This is a genomic window from Actinoplanes sp. NPDC051343 (assembly GCF_044455125.1).
GTDB lineage: Bacteria > Actinomycetota > Actinomycetes > Mycobacteriales > Micromonosporaceae > Actinoplanes.
Genome location: NZ_JBITEL010000032.1, coordinates 1 through 20,445, shown reverse-complemented (window position 1 = coordinate 20,445; position 20,445 = coordinate 1). Strand labels below are relative to the sequence as shown.

Genomic DNA, 20,445 nt, shown 5'->3' with positions numbered 1-20,445 from the left:
GGCTCTCGCAAGACCTGGAGGCGGCCGACGACGAAGCCGCCGACCATCTGACCTGGGAAAAGCCGACGCCGGGCACTGCCGGCAGGCCGCCCGCTGGCTCGCCGCCAGCCGCGAATCCTCGCGATGACCAACCGAGCACCTGTTCACGCCGCGGCTGCTCACGGCCGCTCGCGGCCCGCTCCGGAGGTCGCCATAGTGCTGATTCATGCCAGACTGAACCAGCTGATCGATGCCGTACGGCGCCTCAACCTGCCGCCCGGCCCGAGCACCCGTACCGGTGCGAGGAGTGCGAGGCGCGCGTCGGCCGCCCGTGCGCCGATCCGTTCTGCTACGGCAGCCTCGGCGACCCGCCGGCCACGCCGCCGAGCGGTCGCCGCCGCTAGTCCAGCAGTTTCCCAGCCCGCGGGCATCTGCCTCCGGCGGTCTCAGCGGTGTGCCCCTCGGGCGACTTCTCTATTCCTCACCCAACACCCGGCCAGAGGTGGGGCTGTGGGTCGGCCGGGACCCCGGCCTGGACTCCGCCCCGCCAGGCCGACCCCAGGCCGACCCGAGTCGGCAAACACCGCAGCTAGGAGCCCTCATGTCTGAGCGCCGGCCAACCCGACTCTTCCCTGTAGGGGAAGTCTCCCGACCGGGGACTACCGACTCGTCGGCATCCTCCGCCGATCCCTCGCCTCCTTCTTCACTTACTCCCTCCGCCACTCGGTACTCCTCTTCTCCTTCCTCCTCGTATTCATCGGTGACTCTGATTGATGTCTCTCATCGTCTTCGTGCCCGTGACTACGCCATCGCCTCGCTGCTGGACGAACACACCACCCTCACCACCGATCAGCTCACCGCCGTTCTGTTCTCCAGCGTCATCACCTGCCGACACCGGCTCACCACCCTGCGCTCCTTCGGCTTCGTCGAACGGTTCATCCGCCGCGACGTTGCTGGTACCCCGAACATCGTCTGCTGGGTACCCGGTCCGCTGTCGGCTCGTTTGACCGCGCTCGCCACCGGGCAGAGTCCACCCACCGCCCGGGCGCTGCGCGAGCGCCAGGACCGCGTCTACGCCAACCCGGCCCTGGATCACCTGCTCGGCACCAACGAGTTCTTCACTCGGCTCCTCGCCCATGCCCGGCTGCATCAGCGCACCGGACTACGGCGATGGTGGTCAGAACGCTCCGCCGCCGCCGCGTTCGGCCAGCGCATCCACCCCGACGGCCACGGCGTCTGGGCCGAGCACGACCGCGAGACCGGGTTCTTTCTGGAACTCGACCGCGGCACCGAACCGCTCGCCCGACTCGCCGACAAACTCAGCTCCTACCGGCGGCTGGTCGCCGAGGGCGGCCCTCCGTATGCAGTGCTGTTCGCCTTGCCCAACCGGACCCGCGAGCAGAATCTGCACCGCCGGCTGGCCGATCGGCCCGAATCGGGCCTGATCGTCGCGAGCACCTCGCCCGAGTCCGGCGATGATCCGGCCGGTCCGGTGTGGCGGCTGGTCGGTAACGGCCGGCACCGGCTGGCCCTGGCCGACCTGCCGGGCGGCCACGGTCAGCCCGGGCCGCTCAATCCCGGCCCACCTGAGCCGGCCGAGCACCCCCTGCGGCACCTGCGATAGCCGGCCCCGGCACCCGCGAAACCGCCCGCCAGGACAGCCAGGTCCACCCAACAGCCGACCCGTTCACCCCAACAGCCGACCCGCTCACCCAACAGCATCGTCGCCGAGGCAATAGCCTGACCCAACAGCGCAGCTCCGACAATCTGCCTGCGATCGTGCGCAGGGCTGGCTGTTGGGTGCCGCCGCTACGGTGAAGCCTTCTCCTAGAGAAACCCCATTAAGCACCACCCGGGCCCGGCGTCCACGACCGCGGTCGCAACCGCCCACCCGCCACTTGGCCGGTCGGCCTGCACCGCCCGAGCACCGCCAAACCCCCGCACCACCAGTAACACCCCGTACTACCCGGACGCCTTCTGGCGTCTGCTCTCGCGCGCACCGCGCGCTTCGCCCGCCGCCGCCGATCATCGCGGCCTGCGACCCCTCTCGCACCACTTCCGGCTCGCCACGCGAGCCATCAGCACGGCGTGCTTCACGCTCGTTGCCTATCCACATTGGAGGTTCAGTTGTGCCCGATGTTCGTACCGTGACCGTCTGCATGCCGGCGACGGCCGTCACCGATCAGATCCCCGCCGCGGTCTCGGCCCTGCTGGCCGCCCACGGCATCACCGATGCCGGCCTCGTCGGCCATTTCCGGGCCAAGCCGCGGCACCTGCTGGACCGGCTGCGCCGCGCCGACACTATTGGCCTGCTGTATGCGGTCGGCGGTGCTGCTGCCGGCGGTCCGCTGCGGCTGCTGGACCTCGACGCGATGCGCGACGACCTGGCCCGCCGGTACTGGAACCGCTGGCAACTCTGGCAGCAGATCGTCGCTGGATCGCCGGAACCGAAGCCGTGGTGGCAGTTCTATGACCGGCACGCCGCCGACCCGGACAACTACACCTGGGAACACGCCCGGCACGGCTTCGCCAGCCAGCCGCGGGTGGCGCGGATGCTCACCTACAACGCGCACCCGGGGCGCCTGACCGAACTGCCCACCGACCACCTCGACGCGTTCAACGCCGGCCGGCACGCCTACGCCATGTACGGCGGGCTGCGAGCCGTGCCCGCCGCCGCGATGCTGACCGCCGACGGACGCCTGTTGCGTCCGGTCAGTCTGCGCTACGCCGACGAATTGGACTACCTGCGCTTGGCCAACGAGCACCTCACCGCCCTGGCCGGTACCGACGTCGTGGTCGCCGTGACCACCAAATAGCCGCCGCTCTGGCCTCGGTGTGCGTGCCGGTCGTCGTTTCCGACGGCCGGCCAACCGGCATGCCCTCACCCATCTGCAACAAGGGGGTAGATCCTCATGTCCCGATCCCTGCAGCCGGTTCCCGGCTACGCCGCTGTCCTGCTCAGTCTGCTGCCCGTCGGCCTGGTCTTCGGGTTGCACCTGATGGCCATCACCGTCCTGGCCGACGTACCCGCGGCGGCTAGCCTGTCCATCCAGGCCGCCAACTGGATGCTTACCGCCGCGATCGTCCTCGGCTTCTGGGGCGCGGCCCGGATGCGCGGGCAGGTCCACGACCTTCGGTCGAAGCTGGCGCAGGCCCTGACTGATCCTGTGACGGGGCTCGCGGTCCGGCGGGTGGCGGAGGACGCGATCGTCGCTGCCGGCGCCGAGGCGACCCTGACAGTCGCGGTGGCCGACGTCGATGGTCTGCACGACATCAACCGCGGGCCGGGCGGCTACGCCACCGGCGACCATTACCTCGCCGAGGCCGGCCGCCGGCTGTGCCAGGCCTGCGCCGGCGACGGTCTTGTTGCCCGGCTGGGTGGCGACGAGTTCGTGCTCGTCACCCGGCGCGCCCCGACAGATCTGGCCGCCAGCCTGACTGCCGCGTTCGCCGTACCGGCCGCCGTGCCCACCGGGGCCGGGCCGCTGGAAGTCAGCGTCGGTATCTGCCGGCTGCCTGGCGGCGACCCACACCACCTGCTCGGCTGTGCTGATCTGGCGATGCTCACCGCCAAAAAGCGCCGCACCGGCATCGAAATCTACGACCCGGACCGCGACGGGCTGCCGCTGCCACCGGGCATCCGACCGATAACCCGCCGCCGCTGCGGCCACTAGCCCAGCCTCTCGATGGCATTCCCGCGATCCCGCCAGCCGTGTCGGCCGGCGGGACCTCGCCATGCCAGCCCCAGCACGGGAAATGCGGTCGCCTGCATCGTCGCAGCCCGTCCTCGTCCACCGTCGCGCGGAGGAGCGGTTCACCACGCCCCTGCGCATCCATCCAACGAAGGGAGAAGAACCAAACATGAGCGACCACCCTATGGATACGGCCCCGCGGAAAATCAGGTCGATCGTCGACCGCGACTTGTTGATCAGGCTGATCGAGGCCTACGGCGACGCTCGCGAGAACGCCCGGGGCGCGGCCGGCATCTTCAGCGAGATCGTCGCAGCGCTCGACGCGGACACCGACCTGGACACGCTGTCCGAGGCGGTCAACGACGCGTATGCCTACCGCCTGGGCGACGCGGACGGCCTCGACGACCCCGACCTCGAACCGATCGACGCCGAGTACGCCAGCAAATACGGCGATCTCGCTAGCCGATTCGGCATCCGACTCAGCGCCTAGAAAGGGCGGCAACCTCCGATGATCTTTCACCGTTTCCTGACCTGTACGCCTTCCGGCGGCCGGCCCGACGAACTCGTGGACTACTTGCGGGTCTACCGGTGCGACCCGGAACTGCAACTGACGGTTCCCTGCCTCGAGAAGGGGCAGCCGCCGCTGGTGATCAGCATCGCCGCGCTCGGTGGTGGCACCGTCGGCCAGGCGTACGCGAACAACGGCTGGGTGTACGCCGTGCACCTCGATGGTGTCCTGGTCGCGTCCGGCGCCGACCTGTACTGCGGCGGCTTCGCGCACACCCACCGGCAGATGGCCGCGATCCTGGCCGCCGGTCTGGCCGACCACACGGCCGACAGGCCGGCGCTGGCCAGTCAGTGCGATCGGCTGTCGGTGTGGGCCGACGACCTCGAGGCCGACGGCGATGACTGATCACGAGCTCGTCACCGACAGCCGCTATCCCGGCTGGCGGCCCCGGCTCGTCACCGACGAGGACGCCGGACAGCCCTGGGGCGACGCGCTGGCACCGGCGCTGCTGGTCGAGCACGGTCACCCCGGCTGGGCTGGTGAGGTGTATCAGCCGGAACATGCCGGCCGGATCCTGCAGGCTTGGCGCCGCCTCGACCCGGTGGTGTTCGAGCGGTACCTGCGCCTGGCGCACGGCACCACCGCGATCGAGCAGGTCACCGACCGCGATCTGACGGTGATCGTCTTCGACACGGCCGGCTACCGCACGCACGCCGGAATCTGTGGCACCGCCGATCTGAGCGGCGAGTACCACCAGTGGCGGTCCTGGCTGGACGGTGACGTGTACGGCGTCCTGGTCGAACACCACACCGGCAACGGCTGCTGGATGCACGAGGACAGCGTGTTCGGCCTCTACGGCTGGGCCTACGCCCGGCAGTACGCCGCCGACCTGCTCACCGAAACGGCTGCCTCGCCGAACCTGGCGGCCTGACCCGACGGGCTGCAGCCCGCCGGCACCACCTTTCGTTTGCGGCCGATGCCCGGCCAAGCACCACCCCACGCGGGCACGGCGGCAGCCGTGTCCGCTCCATCTGAGCAGGGGAGCCTGACATGGCTGAATTCAACTTCGCCGCCTACCTGAACCGCTACGGCCGGCCCGGTCGGCGGTACCCGGCAATCACACTCGACAGCACCGGCACCCCGCGGCCCACCGTGATCGTCACCATCGCCGGCGGCGCCAAGGCCGTCGTGCACATCACCGGCCTGGCCACCGGCGAGCCCGGCGAGCACCTTGACATCGACGTGCACGCGTTCGTCGACGAACCGCTCGCCCGCACGAGCGCCGTCGGCATCCAGAACGGCGACCGCCACCCGGGATCCGACGAGACCGCACCAGGCCGCCCGCACAGCTGCCCCGCCAACCGCGGCGTCACCGTGCTGATCGGCGCGCAGAGCGACACCCCCACCGCACAGGCCTGACCGCCCAACCCCTGGGGCGCGGGCAGACCGGATGCGATGCGCCTGCCCGCGCCTGTCGATGTTTCTAGGAGGCACCACCCGTGATGACCGAACCGGTCACCCTGCACGACGGCTACTACCGCATCGACGTCGACGCCTGGCTCGCCGAGCGCGTCGGCCCTCACCACGACGACCGCAGCCGGCAGCTGCGCGACTTCACCCGCCACGAGGCGTTCGACCAGTACCAGCCGGCGGTCGACGTCGCCGGGCGCCTGCAGCTGTGGTGCGCCGCGCACGACCTTCACCTCGGCGACGGCGCCCTGATCGAACACGACGACACCTGCCTGACCAAGGCGGTGACGATCGTGCTCGCCGCCGGCAGCACCCTGCCCCGCGAAGCCCTGGCCCTGGTCAGCATCGACGGGGCCGCACCCGAGGTATTCGCCGACGCCACCACCGACGACGGCTACTGGCGCGACGCCGCAACCATCACGATCAGCTGCCCCGGCGGGCACACCTGGACCTCCGACGGCGACTCACACCTGTACGGCGACGACGGCAGCGAACACCGGGCCGCCGACCTGTACGGCCCCGGCCGGGTGATCAGCCGCTGCCGCGACTGCGCCGCCTACGACGACAACAGCACCGACGCCATGTGCCCGTGCCCCGGCGTCGCCGTCTACTGCCCGGCCTGCGACCAGCGCTGCCAAGTCGGCCTACCGCAGATCCCCCGGATCGAGGACGTCCGATGATCACGCTGGCGTTCCCGCTTGCCGGCGTTGTTCTGCTGGCCGAGCACGCTCTCGCCGCGACCGCCCACGAACCGTCGACGCACGACGTGCTCCACGCAACCAAGCCGGCCCCGGCGCTATGGCTGATCGGCGGATCCGGGGTGTTCCTTATGTCCAACGGGATCGACACCGCTTGCGACGAGGGGAGTGCCGGCGGCCTGCTCGTCGTGTACGCCGAGGGCTACCGGACCCGCGCCGATTGGCTGAAGGCGGCCGTCGACGCCGGCCGCGCCGACGACATCCGCATCGTGTTCCCGCTGCTGGACGCCGGCCCCGGCCAGACGAACCTGCACGAGGCACTCACCGCCGGCGCGGCGGCCGGCGTCACCGAGCTCGTCATCGACCTGTGGGCTCACCGAGCTCGATGGCGGGTTCCGGCCGCCGGGAACGGGCAGGGGACCCGATGACGATCCGGCAAGCCCTGACCCGCGACCAGATCACCGCCATCGTCGGTCGCCTCGACGCCGTTGAAGCCCCCGGACAGCTGCTGCCCGTCGCCGTGCGTGCCGTGTCCGACGCGCTGCTGGCCCACGACGGCCCGAGCGCTCACCCGCTGCCGGCGGGGCAGCAGCTTCACCTGCGCGGATTCGCGATACCGGCCCGGCAGTGGGAAGCGATCACCGCCGCGGTCACCAGCCGGGCCGCCGCCTGGGGCATCGCCGTCGAGCTCGCCCTCGAGCTGATCAACGTGCTGCCGGGCACCTACGAGGACCCGGACGCCCCGATCCCCGACCTGCCGCGCCCCGACCATCGGCCTGACCAGCTGCAGGTGCAGCTGTCTCGCGACGCCGTCGATGTCATCGCCGCCGTCCGGCATCACCTCCAGACGCTCGCCAGCTACTACGGGCCGCAGTCGGCGCAGCATCTCGCCGCCGCCACCAGCTGGTTGTCGTGCCTGTCGCAGGTGCTGACCATGACCTTCGGCCCCAGCGTGCGGGTCGTGCGCGACGGCACGCTGAGCCTGCTGATGCACACCAGCAGCGGCTTCACGTTCGCCGCGATCTTCCACGGCGACGCCCGTCGCTGCACGGCCGGCGACGGCTGTACCGCGCTGATCGCCGACGACGGCACCGCCCACGCCCCCTTCACCACGGCCGCGGTCGCCGACCACCAGCATCGGCCCAGCTTCGCGCTGGACGCACCACGGCCCGGGACCTGGAGCTTGCACTCCTGACCCCGGCACCCGGCGCGCCCCGACCGCGGCCGCCGCCATCTCGCAGTATCGCGTTTCCCGGCCGTCGCCCGGACACAACACCCAGGTTTCCGGGCCGGCCGCCAAAGCCGTGCCCGGAAATCCCGACGCAGTAGGGGAGTCCCGGTCATGTTCAGCTCACCGCAGCCCCAACCCGTTCAGCCCCAACCCGTTCAGCCCCAACCAGTTCAGCCCCCACCAGATCCGCCCCAGCCCGTTGAGCCGCGGCACCTGCAGCCCGCCTCGCCGCGACACCTGCAGCCGCATCTGCTGCTGCGCCCCGGCCAGCCGGTCCACGTCAACCACCGCGCCAGCTGGCTGCACGCCACCGTCACCGCGGTCAGCACCCGCACCATCAGTGTCCGCTACCAGCCGACCACCGGCATCGGCATCGGGACCGGCGCGTTCGCCGACGCCGTCCGGCCCTGGGCGGTGCGCCCCGCCCACGGCGCCCAGCTGCGCCCCGCCCGCGACGTCGCGGCCGGCGATCAGATCATCTTCGGCAACCGCATCCGCACGGCCGCCGCCGGCCCGGTCGAGGGCCGCGACGGCTGGCTCGCCCTGTGCTTCACCGATGGCGGGCAACCGGCGCTCGTGATGCCCGGCGCGGTGCTGCGCCTGGTCGACGACACCCCGCAGGTGTTCGTCAACGGCCGGCCACTGGCCGCCTCGCCGACCGGGCCCAGCCGGCCCCAGCCAGCCGTGACCTGACCACGGCCACGCCCCTCACCTAGCGGCATTTGTCCTGCCCGGGCGGTCACCGGCCGGGCCCCGTACCACCCCGCTTGACGATTCCGGGTTTCCTCGCCGGCCAGCCGGCCGCCACCACCCGGGATCCCCCGGGGTGGCGCCTGCGCGGCCCGAGGAAATCCGGATCCTTCCATGGAAAGGAACCGGACCCTTGTTCGAGCCCTCCGACCTGATCAACCTTGTTCTGAGCACCGTCACCGCCCGCCCGGGCGCCGCCGAGGCCATCCAGGCCACGATGCAACGGGCCACCGAATTCCCCAGCCCGGTCCAGGCGCAGCTGGCCGGGATCGCCCTGCACCCGGCAGGCCGGGCCCTGGCCGAGCACACCCTCGACGCCTACTGGGCCGACAGGTCCCGCCAGGACGACCTGCTGGCCACCGCGAGCCAGACCCGCGAGGTCATCATCGGCAGCGGCTTCCACGCCGCCACCTACGCCGCAATCCGTGTCCTGTCGGGATTTGCCAAACCGCTGGTGCTGGAACGCGGCGGCCGGGCCGGCGGCACCTTCGCGATGACCGGGCACCCCACGTTCTACGTCAACTCCCGCAACCGGCCCGGCGGCGCCGGCCTGGCCGGCGATCAGGGTGCGGGCCTCAACGTCCTACCGGGCGCCCCGATCCAAGCGGCGAATCTGTCCATGGCCGAATACCAGACCAACACGGACATGGCTGTGGTGATCCGCCTTGCCCTGGCCCAGTTCGCCGACGTGATCACCGATGCCGAAGTGACCGCCGTCTCCGGAGACGACCGCGACGTGGACATCGACATCCGCGGCCGCCGGGCGCTGACCGCCGGGCGGCTGATCGACGCGCGCGGGGTCGGCGACCCGACCGCAAAGGCGGCCGCCAACGGCACCTCGGTACTCACCTTCAACCCGTTCATGCAGCGCATGGCCGGCCCGTGGCCGCTACGCGGAGTACGGCGCGCCGCTGTCATCGGCGGCGGCGATTCCGGCAAGTGCGCCGTGGAGGCACTGCTGGGCATCGCCCCGCCCCCGCCGCTGGCCGCCGCCGCCCTCGACCACGTCGACCGCGTGGACTGGTACGCCGAGACGCTGCCGGAGACCTGCGACGACTGGCAAAACCGGGTCCGGGGCCGCTACCAGGCGATCGGCCGCTACCTGCGGCCGGACCGCTTCGGTGTCCAACGGCTCACCGTCATCGACCGGCAAGCCCAGCCCATCGCGCTGCCCGACGCCGTGCTGATCGACGGCCGGACCTATGACCTGGTGGTGCTGTGCACCGGCAACCGGGAGGCCGAGATCGACGGACTCGGCGCGCGGTCCTTCACCGCCTACTCCCTCGCCGGTGACATGCCGGTCGCCCGTAAGCACGTCGGGTGGCCGGTGTACCGGGTCGGCCCGCACGCCCGGCTGTCCTTCACCGACGTCGAATACACCACCGGGATCGCCGACACCCCCGCGAACGCGGTCTCCATGTTCAGGACCGGACCCAAGACCGCCGCGCTGGCGGCATCACTGCCCAGCACCGACGACATCTGACCGCCGTACGCACCCGGTGCCTGACCGGCCGGCCCTCGCCGGCCGGCCCCGGGCACTGGACAACCGGCCATCCGCGGCCGGCGCCCGCCCACCACCTGCCAGCCGGCGCCGCGCAGGGCGGGCCGCAAAACCCGGCTGGGCACCGTTGTGCACGATCGATGAAGGAGCGACACCGTGCTGCCCCACCCCGGCGGCGAACCACCCGACGCCGACATCGAGGCCGACCCGCACGGCCTGCTCTACAACTCCGACATTCAGGCGCTGCGCCACGCCGACACCGTCACGATCCACGCCCAGCACGGACTCGGCAGTATCCGAGCCACCCTGAACGCACCCGGCGGGCTGCGCATCTACACCGCGGCCCAGCAACGCGCGTTCCCCGACGCGGCCGGCCAGTCGCGGCACCGCCTGCTCACCGTCGACGCCGACATCGCCGGTTTCGACCCGGCCGGGCATTGGCACGAACACGACCTGCCCGCAGCCGCCCACCTGGTCATCGAACACGCCGCGCTGCATGACGTGTGGCCCACCTTGGCCGCGATCTTGCACGTCGGCGACGTCCTGCGGCTGCGGTTCCGCGCCGACAGCACCCACGACCTGCAGATCAGCGACGGTCGGCACCGCGACGAGGTGTATCTGCTCGTGGACCGCGGCCGACGCCAATGGACGTTCCTGCTCGAAGTCACCGTCCGCCGCGCCGAGCAGCGCATGGTGACCCCTGGCCGCTAATCGAGGCTCCACCCGCCGCCGGCGCCGGTCGCTCACCAACTGCTGCGACGCTCGGCTGATACCCCGGACTGATCCCGGCGTCCAGCACGCGCACCCCGCACGGCCAACGCATCGAAGAGCTGGAGCTGAGGTTGCGGCACCAGCTCGCCGACCCGGACCGGCAGCCAGGCGATATCGCCTGCCCCGGCAAGCACCACGGCACACCCGTGCACTGCTCGGTCGCAGCGCGCCGCCCGGCGACCGGCGCGGCCGATCGAAACGTGACGCGGCGACACACACCGCGGCGCAAACCGTGTGACCCGACACGACCGCGTCTGACGCGAGGACGACCGCCATGTCGACCCCACCACAACGCCTGACCTACGGACAGCTGACGCCACTGGTGCTGGCGCACCTGCGCGTCCATCCCGATGCGGCTTTCACACCGTGGGAGTTGGCCCGCGTTCTGGGCCATTCGCACGGCACCATCAGGCGCATCCTCACGCGCCTGAGCGCGGCCGGCACCGTCGACCAGATCGGTGAGCGGCCGGCTCGCTTCCGACATCACCGTTGATCCCGCTTTCCGCGCGGGACGCACCAGCCGAAATTCGGCCCAGCGTCCCGCGTACCGGGGCGCTGGGCCCTGCCCTTTCGCAGGAGACACCCATGCCCTACTCGAGCACCATGCCTGTCACCGCGTGCGGCGGTGCCGCATGACCACCACGTCCTCTGCCGTCGACCACGCCTTCGGCCGGCCCGCGGAACGCGCCGCGTGGGCGTTCTACGCCATCGCCGCCCTGGGCTCCTGCATCGGCCAGATCTGGGTCGGCGTCGAGGCGCCGCCATGGCCGGTCACGATCCCGCTATGGGTCAGGGCGCTCCTGACCCTGCCGTTCGCCATAGTCATCGACCTCGGTGGCGTCGTCTGCTCCGCATTCGCCGACACCCGCCAGCGCCTCGGCGAAGACGCCTACGGCTGGCACGTGCTGTCGGCCGCGTCGATGACCCTGGCCGTCGGCATCAACGTCGTCGGGCATGCCAGTTCGCTGTATCTCGCGACAGTATTCGGCGGTCTCGGGCTCTTCGCCTACGCGGTCTGGCTGCTGCACACCTCAGCGCGCCGCCGCGACGCCCTGCGCGCCATCAACAAGATGTCAGCCACCCCACCGGTCTTCGGGCTGCTGCAATGGCGGCGTGAACCGGCCGTCACCGGGCGCGCCAAAAGCTTGGCGATGGAATACGGCTACGGACTGCACGAATCGCTGAACGAGGCCCGCGCTCAGCTCCGAGCCGAAGAGCGCCGGGCCGCGCTGGCCAGCCACATCGACAAGATGATCCAGGCCCGGCACCAGGACGACCCGCTGCTGGCGGCAATCGCCGCGACCACCACACCGGTCGACGACGTCGCGGACGTCCTCGTGACCTTGATCGACACCGCCGGTTGGGCGCGGGCGATCGCCGCCGAGATCCAGCCACCGCAGAGCGACCTGCCGCCCTATCCCAGCTTCGCGTCGCCGCACCACGGCCAGCCGAACTGGCCGAGCACGGCCGTATTGCGCCAAATCCCTACGCAGCAGAAGGACTACGACCGCTGGAGAGAGATCTGGCAGGCCATCGAAGCTGACCCGATCGCATCGAACCAGGATGTCGCGACCCGCTTCGAGGAAGGAATCCGCACCATCCAGCGCATCCGCGCCGCCGGTCGCGGCGGGCTGCTCGACTCACCCGAGACCCCAGTCGCCCGCCTCTTGCACACAACAACCGGCAACGGCCAGCCGCCGCCGGCGCCGGCAACCTCCTAACCCGCCGCAGGAATGCTGCGGGCGCCCACCGTTGCGGGCACCTCCGCGACGGTCGCCGGCCTCTTTTCCTGCCGCCATCTCAGAAGGGCACGCCCATGCCAGGCGACGCCATTTCCCCGAGCCGGTCATGACCGGCCGCTTACTCGCCCTGATCACCGGCAGCGTCGTGGCTGTCCTGCTGTGCGTCGCCGCGATCGCCGGCATCGGCGGAACCGCTGCCTCCACCTGCCTACCTGCGCCGGCAGCATCGGGCGGGCCGATCAGCGGTTACGACGCCGACCAGCTGCGCAACGCCGCCGTCATCGTCCAGGTAGGCACCAGCCGGCACCTGCCGATCCGCGCCGCGATCATCGCCGTCGCCACCGGGATCCAGGAATCCGGCCTGCATAACTCGACAGCGACCAGCGACCACGACTCGCTCGGCCTGTTCCAACAGCGCCCCGGCCAAGGATGGGGAACGCCGCAGCAGCTGCGCGATCCGATATACGCGTCGGGCAAGTTTTACGACAAGCTGCTCTCCGTCGCGAACTGGCAGACCCTCCCGCTGACCGTGGTCGCCCAAGCCGTGCAGCGCAGCGCCTACCCCGACGCGTACGCCAAATATGAGGCGGACGCAGCCACGCTGGTCGCCTATGTAGGTTCCGGAAATCCGTCGGCAATTCCAGACGGTCTCGAGCTTTGCACGAGCATTTGCCCGTCGGACGCGGTGTCACCGAACCGTGTTCCGGGTCCTGCTTGCGCTGATGTCACAGCGGTATTCGCACGGGCCCGGTCGTGGTTGCATGCGTGGCGGGGTGGCGGACCGGTGCCGTACCTGAGGAGCAACGTCGCGACGGATTTGTTCGGCGGTTACCGGCGGGACTGCAGCGGATACGTGTCGATGGCGTTGGGGCTGCGCGGCCCTGGGTTAAACACGATCGAGCTGGCTGCGCGGTCCAGGCCGATCTCGAAGGCGGACCTTCAGCCGGGCGGTTTGATGATTAATCCGGCTCCGCGTGGGGCTGGGCACGTGGTGTTGTTCGAGCGGTGGGGTGATGCGTCGAAGTCGAGCTATTACGGCTTCGAGCAGTCGGGTGACGGGGGTACGCACTACCGGGAGATTCCGTATCCGTATTTCGGGTCGTACACGATGTCGCCCTACGAGTTGTGACTGAGCGCGATAGTTGGCGGAGGTTGAGCGCTCTAGTTGGCGATCATCGTGTCGCTGTCGATCATGCTAGATCCACACGCTGGATGATCTTGGCATACGCGACACCGACGCCTCGCCCAGCGCCGAGCGCCGAGCGCCGAGCGCGGGCGACCTTCGAGGCCGCCCGCGACGACGACGGTCATGGAACGATGATGGTCCTGCCGGCGAGTTGTCCCTGGTTGGTAAGTCGGTGAACGGTTGCCAGTTCGGAGAGCGGCCAGCGGTCGGCAACGGCGATGCGCAAGTCACCGAGTCGACGCGGACGACGAGTTCCGCCAGCTGGACCGCGTCGCTGTTGACGGCTATCCGGATGCTGTGAACACCGCGGCCGGATCATCAGGTCCGGGTGTCGTGGCGGTGACGAAAGTACCGCCGTCGTCGACCAGCGAAGCCTCGGCAACTGGCGCGACTCTGTAGTCGATGATTCGATCGGCGCCGTGGGCACGGATCCGGTTGACACTGCGCGGACTAGCGGTCGCCGTGACGTTTGCGCCCGCTTGGTGGGCCAGCTGTACGGCGAACGTGCCCACGCCACCACCGGCGCCGTTGATCAGGGCGTCCAAGTCCTACGGTGCGCGGACCTCAGGGTTTTGCATACGACCGGCAGGCTCCGGTACGGAGGCTGGTGACTTGGCCAAGGTCGATACGCTGCACGTGTGCCTGATCGCCGCAAGCAGCTCCTTCCATCGCCTCTGCTTGTTGCTGTCGGCGGTCTCGGGGTCATCACCCTAATCGTCGGGGAATACCTGGAGTGGCGGCGAACAGCCTGGCTGCAACTGCACCCGATCACCGCGAACCTCATCTCGAGCATCATCGGGTTCTGCACCGTGACGATCGTGGTCGGCGTCGGCTTCGCCCTCTACTCGGATCGCTTCACTCGCCGGTCCTCTGAGCTGCCCCTCGTGCACGCCATGCATCGCCAGGTCGCCATTGTGGCGGTCTATATGAAATCCACGGAAATCGGTAAGCACGCGGACATCCTGACCTTCGATCACGAGATCGAAGCCGGCTCGCTCAGAGCTTTCGCCAAGGACTTCCGGGAGTACCAGTGGACCTCCACAGACGCGCCGCACCTTGTTCGCCTGTATCGGGAGGCCGTGCGAATCGTCCCCGCCGTGCGCTTCTATTTGGAGGATTACGTCGTTGGGCGCAGTGACCTATCAGCTCTCGCTGAACTCGAGCGACAAGAAGCGGCGCTTCGAGACATGGACCGGAAGGACATCGACATCTCGCCGATCGCCCTGACCGGGGAGGCCGCAGTTCTCCGTTCGCTGGCCGAAGAAGTTCATGGAACGGCTAGAGTCGTCGACGGGCTTGCTCAGATAGCCGCGACGTTGTCCGGTTACTACGTCTACCTCTCCACGGTCCGGGAAACCTTCACGACGGTTTGACCGGTGATCAGCAACGCCAAAGCCGCGCGCGACATGCTTCCAGCCGGGTCCTCCGCGGTGACAGCTGGCGGGGCTAGGCACTTGCCGTTGCACCGGTACGCCCGGCCGGCGGGTACGCCTCGTTCCGGACCGCCTCCTCGAGCAATCAGTTCGGGGCTCCAGTCGGCACGGAAGTTCGCGTCTTCTAGCTGTACGTTCATATCGGACCCTTCTTCGCAGGCGTCGGATCGCAGGCGCACCCGGCTGGCAGGCATAGGACGCGCCTTCGTGCGTCTAGCGCAGGCACTCCGCGCAGACTGGCCCCGCTTCTTGGGCACGATCATCATGTCCTGCCACGTCGCGGCGTGAGCGTAAAGGGAGACGGTGCGGTGGTTCCAGCCGAGATGCCGGGCGATCTGCCGGAAACCGGCTCCCTGGGCGAGCATCTCGTGGACCAAGGCGTGATTAGTACGGCGGCGCTGCGCCATCGCGCTTTGCAGCACCTCAACGACTTCGATGGCCTCGTGAGCCGCAGTGGTCGGCTGCTCGGCCAGGCATCCTTTGTGCTTGGCGACCAGCCGATCGATGGCGGTGGCAAGGTTCCGCCAGAGATGGAAGCGGTCAGCGACCTGCACCGCGTCCGGCGCCCCGGTCCGGGCACCTTCGGCATAGGAGCTTGCCCGGTCACGACAAATCACCTGGGGAGATTCGCGCTGCAGAAGCCACTCGGCGAGCGGCGACGCATCGCGTCCCGGGACCAGATCGACGACGCGGCGGCTCTCGCAATCGATGAGAACGGTGCCGTAGTGGTGTCCTCGTTTGACGGCGAAGTCGTCGACGCCGAGCACGCGGACTGAGCCCACCACCGGGTCTGGGACTGCCCTGCCCAGCCGCAGTAGGCTGTTCCTGCTCCCTCGGATCCCGACCTCGGCGCGGCCGGCCAGCGCCACCCCGATCGAGGTGAGCATCGTCCGCAACGGCTCGCTGCGGCGGGCCCAGCGACGTGCCTGTCCCGCAACCTGTTCAGCGAAAGTCCGCATCGCGCACACGGTGCTGACGCAGAAGAAGCGGCGCACCGTCAAAGACAGCTGCACGAGGCGGCCGGCGACCGGCAAATCGGCCAGCCGACGCTGATACCGCGAATGCACCCGTCCCGACGTGGTAGAGCACTTCGGGCAGCGTTGCTCATCGCTGCGAACCGCAGCGTTAAGAACCATACCATCGTCGGCCTCGGTGATCTCGCTGACCTCCAGACCGTCAAGATGCGGCAGTGGCCTGCCGATGACCTCATCACACCATCGACCAACGATTGATCATGACGAGCATCGATCACCTTTCGCGGGACAGAACCCCGAACTTACAGACAGAACCAGACTGCCGATCCTGCCCATGCCGAAGCCGAGACGCAGCGGGAGATGAGCATCGAACTCCGCGTTGTCCCATCCGGCATGGAACGGCGCTGCCGTACCTGACGAACACCCAAGCGACACCGCGCTGCTTCAGCCCGGCGCGTTGACGCCGCTCACTGACGACCCAGGTCCGAGGTGTCGCCCCTGATTGGTGGCGCCCCGGCCAGCATCTCGCATCCCGCGCCCACAGGCGTACCGGTTCAGCACCACACCCGGGACGCCATAAGGCGCCCGGGTTTCGTATACCCGGAAGGGAGCACCACCCCGTGTCCACCTCTTCACAACCCGCCGACGTCAACGCGGCGTTCGCCGCCGAACGGTCCGAGCAGCTGCAGGCAGCTGCCGCCCGGCGAGCCGACTTCGACAGCCGCATCGCCGACGGAAAGCTCGTCCCGCTTGGCGACGGCCGATTCCGGATCAACGACCCGGGCAGCTGGGACAACGGCGAAATCCTGATCGAGCGGGGCGACGGGCAGGTCCTGCCGCAGCACGGGCTGGACACCAGCCTCGGTCAGGCCGCCCTCTATAGCAGCGTGCCGGCCTGGCACCAGCTCGGCAACGTCGTGCCCGGCGGCACCAGCGACGTCGACGAAGTGCTCACCCTCGGCGGCATCGACTACGACGTGCTGCGTCGCCCCGTCGAATTCCGTAACAGCCTCGACAGCCCCCACCTGCAGCTGCCGGAGCACTTCGTTACCGCCCGCAGCGACACCGGCGCCGGACTCGGCGTCGTCGGCAGCAAGTACGAAGTGCTACAGAATCGCGACGCGTTCGCCTTCCTACAAGACCTCGTCGACCGCTACGACGTCGTCTGGGAATCCGCCGGCGCAGTCCGCGGCGGACGGCGGGTGTTTATCAGCATGCGCCTGCCCGACACCGTCACCATCGACGCGGGCGGCGTCGCCGATCAGATCATACCGTTCGTCGTCGCGCTCAACAGCCACGACGGATCCAGCCCGTTCCAGATCGTCGTTACCCCGTGGCGGCCGGTCTGCCGCAACACTGAACGGTTCGCGCTGCGCGACGCCAACAGCCGATGGGGCGTGCGGCACACCCGCAACGCCCGCGACCGCATCGAAGAGGCACGCCGGACCCTCGGCCTGTCCGTCAAATACTTCGACGAGTTCGCCGCCGAAGAAGAAGCCCTGGCCCGAACCGAGTTGGCCCTGGCCGACTTCCACCAGGTCGTCGACGAACTCTGGCAACCACCCACTGAGGACGCCTCCGTCCGCACCAGGAACAGCCACCGGCGGCGGGTCGACGAGCTGACCGACCTCTACACCGAGAACACGACCCGGCTGGGCACCACCGCCTACGCCGCCGAACGTGCCATCACCGAGTACGCCGACTGGAAACAAGCCATCCGCCCGACCGGATCACTGCGTGGCAACAACCTGGCCGCCCGTGCCACCGCCGTGCTGGAAGGCAGCAACGACGACCTCAAAAGCCGCGCCCATCGGCAACTACTCACCCTGACCCGCCGCTCATGACAACCCGACAGGTCACGACCACTCAAGCACGGCGCCAGATGCAGCCGAACACCACTGCGGCCCAAATCGCGCTCGGTGGTGCAGAAAAGAGCTGGCACACATGCGATGCGGGCACACCGGCGACGTACGCCTGGGCGAGAACCTGCACCGCGGCCGTCAGGAAACTGAAGCCGAGAGCGTCGCGCACCTGTGCTGCCGGGCGCTCGGCCTAGACACCCAGGTCTACAGCGACGCGTACGTGCTGGGCTGGGCCAGCGGCGACATGAATCTGGTTCAGCAGTGCGCGGAGACCGTCCTGCGGGTGGCCAAGTCGATCCTGCAGGACCTGACCCCGGCGCAACCCGTGCCCGACAGTGCCGCCACCGACACCGGGTCAGCGACCGGGAGCGGTCCATTGCCGGCGTCCGGTGGCGCACGCCGCGCCCGAGGAAGGCGTCGGCCAGCGGCCGGCACCCGCGCGGCCGTCCGTCCGGCGGGCGACGAGCAATGACGCGGCGCTGCGAACCCCGGCCGCTGGCCTTGGCGTGGCGGTACTGGCAGGTGTCCGACGACAACCTGATCGAGGCCCTGCATGAGGTCGAGCCCTGGCGGGTCGCGGGCGACAGCCTGGACTGGGACCTGGCCGTGTTTGCTTACGACGTGCCCGCCGACACGGTCGTCATGGGTGTGCTGATACCGGCAGGGTTGTATACACGGGAGGTGACCGGCAACGGGCGCCACGTCACCGGCCACCGCTGGACCGATTCTGACGCGCTGATCGAACTCCTCAACACCGTCGACCGGCGCCACTACCTGTTCGAGCACATCGCCCACGCCGCACCCTGTTTCGTCGCCACCCACAAGAAGGCGATTCATGCCGACGCCGACCGGGCGCTGGCGGCAATCGAGTACGACGAACGCGACGGCGGACCGCTGCACGACACACCCATCCGATGCTGGAACGACCTGCGCCACGACGTCGACGACCGCGCCTACGTCCAGGACGCACCGTGCAGCCCCGAAGCCGAGGCAGGAGCGGCAACGGCCTTTTTCTGTATCCGCCACGAACACTGATAGCTACCCTTCAGATGCGATCAGTAAAGTTTCGGTCTTGAATGCGGGGCAACGGCGGTTCTTGTGTAGGCATCCCGACTGCTCGATCCAGACTCTCGGTTGCGGCCCGGCGCTCACCTGTGAACGCTGCAAGCGTTTCGCGCTTTGGCGGTGGTGGTGAGGAGTTCGAACTGCAGATGGCCCAGGCCAAGGCGGATGACTCGGCTGGCACGCTTTGTCAGCGCACGTAATCGGCGCGAACGCGACCGGATATGGTCGATGACGCAGACGCGGTCGAACACCACGACCACCGACTTCGTCGGCCGCCATGGCCGCGAAGTCGGCCAGCCGCACGGAACCCGGACGGCGGCCACGGTGTCAGTGGGGCGGCGCGGGCGAAGGACGCCACGCCCGGCACCAGAATGCGAAGGACAGCCCTCGGAGGTGCAAATGCGGATCGTCTTAGATCGGCCAGTACGCGACGTAGATGTCCGGTCCGGCAGGCAGTCCAACTGTGCCGGGGTGGGCCGGATCATCGTTGACGTTGAACCCGCGAAGCAGTGCGAGTTCGCGGACGCCCACGACGGCGGCTGGGCGGGTTGCTGTGAGCAAGACCTGACCGACTGGTGCGTGGCCCGGTACAGCGAAGCATCCTTGAAGGATTCTCCCCCGGGCCGGATATGAGCAGCCTCCACCTGTCCGGGTGCTGCGCCGCATTCTGGTCAACCCGGTCGACTCCACGGAGTTCCGCAACGAGACCGTCGGGCGCATGGCAGTCGCCGAGGCGTTGCGTCGGCTTTCGGAACCCGGCTGAGCCGATGTCTTAGCTGTCGACCAGAGCCGCATGAACGTGCAACGGATTCGACGGCACAGGATCCGTGGGCGGCGAGTCCGATACAGCCTGGGGCATTCGACTGGTGCGTGGACGGGCGCAGTCGGCGAACCGGTTGTCTGTCCATCGGGCATGGACTGTGTCCTGTTTCGTGGTCATGCTGGCGAGGTGGTGACACAGGTATGGCCGGACGAGAGATGCCCTGGCTGCGGCGGTGGTCTGCGGCTGGTGGGCCTTTTTCTCTGCCGGCGCGAAGATGACCAGCGGCGTGTCTGTCGCACGCCGCTGTGGTGCGAGGCCTGCGATCGCGTGTGGAGCCGTTGGGCGGATCGCTCTGATCCGCTGGAGCCTGACCAGCCGCTTCCGGCCTCTCTCAAGCGGCGGTTGCTCGCCGAAGACCGTTGACGAGGCCCGGGCGCAGACGTCAGAGTTGGACACGGCGACACGCAGGCGGTCGCCGGTGAAAGCCGCGGCGGTCACAGAATTGCACGATCACCGCGGTTCGGACGTCGAGAATCCGTCTGGAGGGCTGACACCGATGGAGGGCGCCGGCCGGAGACGGGCGAAGGCGGCGCACATCTGGTCGAGGGTGTGATCCATCGACTGTTGCGGCACGACGATCGGGGTACCGTAGCGGGCGAGGTTGCTGCGGCCCTCGGCGCGTAGCCATGGGTGCATCCGGCTCAGCGCCGCTGCTGTGTCGTTCGGGAGGGCGTGTCAGATGGTTTGTGTACGTGATCAACCTTTGAGTTGAGGAGTACACACGTGACCATGACTGATGATCCACGTTCATCCGGGCCGT

22 protein-coding genes are annotated in these 20,445 nt (G+C 69.1%); 20 read left to right on the top strand and 2 right to left on the bottom strand.

What is annotated here, in order from left to right; translation table 11 throughout:
* The first annotated feature begins 739 nt into the window (after positions 1-739).
* The 16 genes from ACIA5C_RS47905 (at position 740) to ACIA5C_RS47830 (ending at position 13,471) form a co-directional block, all read left to right on the top strand.
* On the top strand, positions 740-1,603 hold the full coding sequence (locus ACIA5C_RS47905) for a replication-relaxation family protein (protein ID WP_396067945.1): 864 nt from the start codon (positions 740-742) through the stop codon (positions 1,601-1,603).
* Positions 1,604-2,108: 505 nt separating this feature from the next.
* Positions 2,109-2,795 (top strand): hypothetical protein, encoded by a 687-nt coding sequence (locus ACIA5C_RS47900; RefSeq protein ID WP_396067943.1) that lies wholly within the window; start codon positions 2,109-2,111, stop codon positions 2,793-2,795.
* 96 nt (positions 2,796-2,891) lie between these two features.
* Complete coding sequence (locus ACIA5C_RS47895) at positions 2,892-3,653, top strand: GGDEF domain-containing protein (protein WP_396067941.1); 762 nt, start codon at positions 2,892-2,894, stop codon at positions 3,651-3,653.
* Positions 3,654-3,840: 187 nt separating this feature from the next.
* Positions 3,841-4,161, top strand: a complete 321-nt coding sequence (locus ACIA5C_RS47890; protein WP_396067939.1) for a hypothetical protein — start codon at positions 3,841-3,843, stop codon at positions 4,159-4,161.
* An 18-nt stretch (positions 4,162-4,179) separates the two neighbouring features.
* Entirely contained in the window at positions 4,180-4,584 is a 405-nt protein-coding gene (locus ACIA5C_RS47885; protein ID WP_396067937.1) for a hypothetical protein, read from the top strand.
* Positions 4,577-5,110 carry a hypothetical protein gene (locus ACIA5C_RS47880; protein ID WP_396067935.1) on the top strand — a complete coding sequence of 178 codons (534 nt, stop codon included), beginning with the start codon at positions 4,577-4,579 and terminating at the stop codon, positions 5,108-5,110. The genes ACIA5C_RS47885 and ACIA5C_RS47880 overlap by 8 nt, the downstream gene beginning before the upstream one ends.
* A gap of 119 nt (positions 5,111-5,229) precedes the next feature.
* Positions 5,230-5,598 (top strand): hypothetical protein, encoded by a 369-nt coding sequence (locus ACIA5C_RS47875; protein ID WP_396067933.1) that lies wholly within the window; start codon positions 5,230-5,232, stop codon positions 5,596-5,598.
* An 83-nt stretch (positions 5,599-5,681) separates the two neighbouring features.
* On the top strand, positions 5,682-6,329 hold the full coding sequence (locus tag ACIA5C_RS47870; protein ID WP_396067931.1) for a hypothetical protein: 648 nt from the start codon (positions 5,682-5,684) through the stop codon (positions 6,327-6,329).
* Positions 6,326-6,775, top strand: coding sequence for a hypothetical protein (locus ACIA5C_RS47865; protein ID WP_396067929.1), 450 nt, complete (start codon positions 6,326-6,328; stop codon positions 6,773-6,775). The genes ACIA5C_RS47870 and ACIA5C_RS47865 overlap by 4 nt, the downstream gene beginning before the upstream one ends.
* On the top strand, positions 6,772-7,542 hold the full coding sequence (locus ACIA5C_RS47860) for a hypothetical protein (RefSeq protein ID WP_396067927.1): 771 nt from the start codon (positions 6,772-6,774) through the stop codon (positions 7,540-7,542). Before ACIA5C_RS47865 ends, ACIA5C_RS47860 begins: the two co-directional genes overlap by 4 nt.
* Positions 7,543-7,689: 147 nt before the next feature.
* On the top strand, positions 7,690-8,271 hold the full coding sequence (locus ACIA5C_RS47855) for a hypothetical protein (protein ID WP_396067925.1): 582 nt from the start codon (positions 7,690-7,692) through the stop codon (positions 8,269-8,271).
* Positions 8,272-8,461: 190 nt separating this feature from the next.
* Positions 8,462-9,811 (top strand): hypothetical protein, encoded by a 1,350-nt coding sequence (locus ACIA5C_RS47850; RefSeq protein WP_396067923.1) that lies wholly within the window; start codon positions 8,462-8,464, stop codon positions 9,809-9,811.
* Positions 9,812-9,985: 174 nt separating this feature from the next.
* Positions 9,986-10,540 (top strand): hypothetical protein, encoded by a 555-nt coding sequence (locus ACIA5C_RS47845; protein ID WP_396067921.1) that lies wholly within the window; start codon positions 9,986-9,988, stop codon positions 10,538-10,540.
* A gap of 334 nt (positions 10,541-10,874) precedes the next feature.
* The gene (locus tag ACIA5C_RS47840; protein ID WP_396067919.1) at positions 10,875-11,093 is read left to right on the top strand and encodes a MarR family transcriptional regulator; all 219 of its coding nucleotides are present in this window, start codon (positions 10,875-10,877) and stop codon (positions 11,091-11,093) included.
* Positions 11,059-12,321 (top strand): hypothetical protein, encoded by a 1,263-nt coding sequence (locus tag ACIA5C_RS47835; RefSeq protein ID WP_396067917.1) that lies wholly within the window; start codon positions 11,059-11,061, stop codon positions 12,319-12,321. The genes ACIA5C_RS47840 and ACIA5C_RS47835 overlap by 35 nt, the downstream gene beginning before the upstream one ends.
* A 127-nt stretch (positions 12,322-12,448) precedes the next feature.
* Positions 12,449-13,471: an NlpC/P60 family protein gene (locus tag ACIA5C_RS47830; RefSeq protein ID WP_396067915.1), complete on the top strand. Its 1,023-nt coding sequence runs from the start codon at positions 12,449-12,451 to the stop codon at positions 13,469-13,471.
* Positions 13,472-13,812: 341 nt separating this feature from the next.
* Here the strand turns inward: ACIA5C_RS47830 and ACIA5C_RS47825 are convergent, their stop codons facing one another.
* On the bottom strand, positions 13,813-14,073 hold the full coding sequence (locus tag ACIA5C_RS47825; RefSeq protein WP_396067913.1) for a hypothetical protein: 261 nt from the start codon (positions 14,071-14,073) through the stop codon (positions 13,813-13,815).
* Positions 14,074-14,166: 93 nt separating this feature from the next.
* Between ACIA5C_RS47825 and ACIA5C_RS47820 the strand changes: the two genes are divergently transcribed.
* Complete coding sequence (locus tag ACIA5C_RS47820) at positions 14,167-14,901, top strand: hypothetical protein (RefSeq protein WP_396067911.1); 735 nt, start codon at positions 14,167-14,169, stop codon at positions 14,899-14,901.
* On the opposite strand, the gene ACIA5C_RS47815 is transcribed toward ACIA5C_RS47820, so the two are convergent.
* Positions 14,862-16,097, bottom strand: coding sequence for an ISL3 family transposase (locus ACIA5C_RS47815; RefSeq protein WP_396067909.1), 1,236 nt, complete (start codon positions 16,095-16,097; stop codon positions 14,862-14,864). The genes ACIA5C_RS47820 and ACIA5C_RS47815 overlap by 40 nt on opposite strands.
* Positions 16,098-16,555: 458 nt before the next feature.
* Between ACIA5C_RS47815 and ACIA5C_RS47810 the strand changes: the two genes are divergently transcribed.
* From ACIA5C_RS47810 to ACIA5C_RS47800, 3 genes are all read left to right on the top strand, one after another.
* Positions 16,556-17,779, top strand: a complete 1,224-nt coding sequence (locus tag ACIA5C_RS47810; protein ID WP_396067907.1) for a DUF932 domain-containing protein — start codon at positions 16,556-16,558, stop codon at positions 17,777-17,779.
* A 100-nt stretch (positions 17,780-17,879) separates the two neighbouring features.
* On the top strand, positions 17,880-18,269 hold the full coding sequence (locus ACIA5C_RS47805) for a hypothetical protein (RefSeq protein ID WP_396067905.1): 390 nt from the start codon (positions 17,880-17,882) through the stop codon (positions 18,267-18,269).
* A 50-nt stretch (positions 18,270-18,319) separates the two neighbouring features.
* Entirely contained in the window at positions 18,320-18,832 is a 513-nt protein-coding gene (locus tag ACIA5C_RS47800) for a hypothetical protein (RefSeq protein ID WP_396067903.1), read from the top strand.
* The last annotated feature ends 1,613 nt before the right edge of the window (positions 18,833-20,445 follow it).

What these genes read in the sequence shown, in the direction of transcription:
- ACIA5C_RS47815 (WP_396067909.1), bottom strand. Translation starts at nt 16,097, where the DNA reads ATGGTTCTTAACGCTGCGGTTCGCAGCGATGAGCAACGCTGCCCGAAG.
- ACIA5C_RS47895 (WP_396067941.1), top strand. Translation starts at nt 2,892, where the DNA reads ATGTCCCGATCCCTGCAGCCGGTTCCCGGCTACGCCGCTGTCCTGCTC.
- ACIA5C_RS47870 (WP_396067931.1), top strand. Translation starts at nt 5,682, where the DNA reads ATGACCGAACCGGTCACCCTGCACGACGGCTACTACCGCATCGACGTC.
- ACIA5C_RS47885 (WP_396067937.1), top strand. Translation starts at nt 4,180, where the DNA reads ATGATCTTTCACCGTTTCCTGACCTGTACGCCTTCCGGCGGCCGGCCC.
- ACIA5C_RS47840 (WP_396067919.1), top strand. Translation starts at nt 10,875, where the DNA reads ATGTCGACCCCACCACAACGCCTGACCTACGGACAGCTGACGCCACTG.
- ACIA5C_RS47855 (WP_396067925.1), top strand. Translation starts at nt 7,690, where the DNA reads ATGTTCAGCTCACCGCAGCCCCAACCCGTTCAGCCCCAACCCGTTCAG.
- ACIA5C_RS47880 (WP_396067935.1), top strand. Translation starts at nt 4,577, where the DNA reads ATGACTGATCACGAGCTCGTCACCGACAGCCGCTATCCCGGCTGGCGG.
- ACIA5C_RS47890 (WP_396067939.1), top strand. Translation starts at nt 3,841, where the DNA reads ATGAGCGACCACCCTATGGATACGGCCCCGCGGAAAATCAGGTCGATC.
- ACIA5C_RS47830 (WP_396067915.1), top strand. Translation starts at nt 12,449, where the DNA reads ATGACCGGCCGCTTACTCGCCCTGATCACCGGCAGCGTCGTGGCTGTC.
- ACIA5C_RS47875 (WP_396067933.1), top strand. Translation starts at nt 5,230, where the DNA reads ATGGCTGAATTCAACTTCGCCGCCTACCTGAACCGCTACGGCCGGCCC.
- ACIA5C_RS47805 (WP_396067905.1), top strand. Translation starts at nt 17,880, where the DNA reads ATGCGATGCGGGCACACCGGCGACGTACGCCTGGGCGAGAACCTGCAC.
- ACIA5C_RS47860 (WP_396067927.1), top strand. Translation starts at nt 6,772, where the DNA reads ATGACGATCCGGCAAGCCCTGACCCGCGACCAGATCACCGCCATCGTC.
- ACIA5C_RS47865 (WP_396067929.1), top strand. Translation starts at nt 6,326, where the DNA reads ATGATCACGCTGGCGTTCCCGCTTGCCGGCGTTGTTCTGCTGGCCGAG.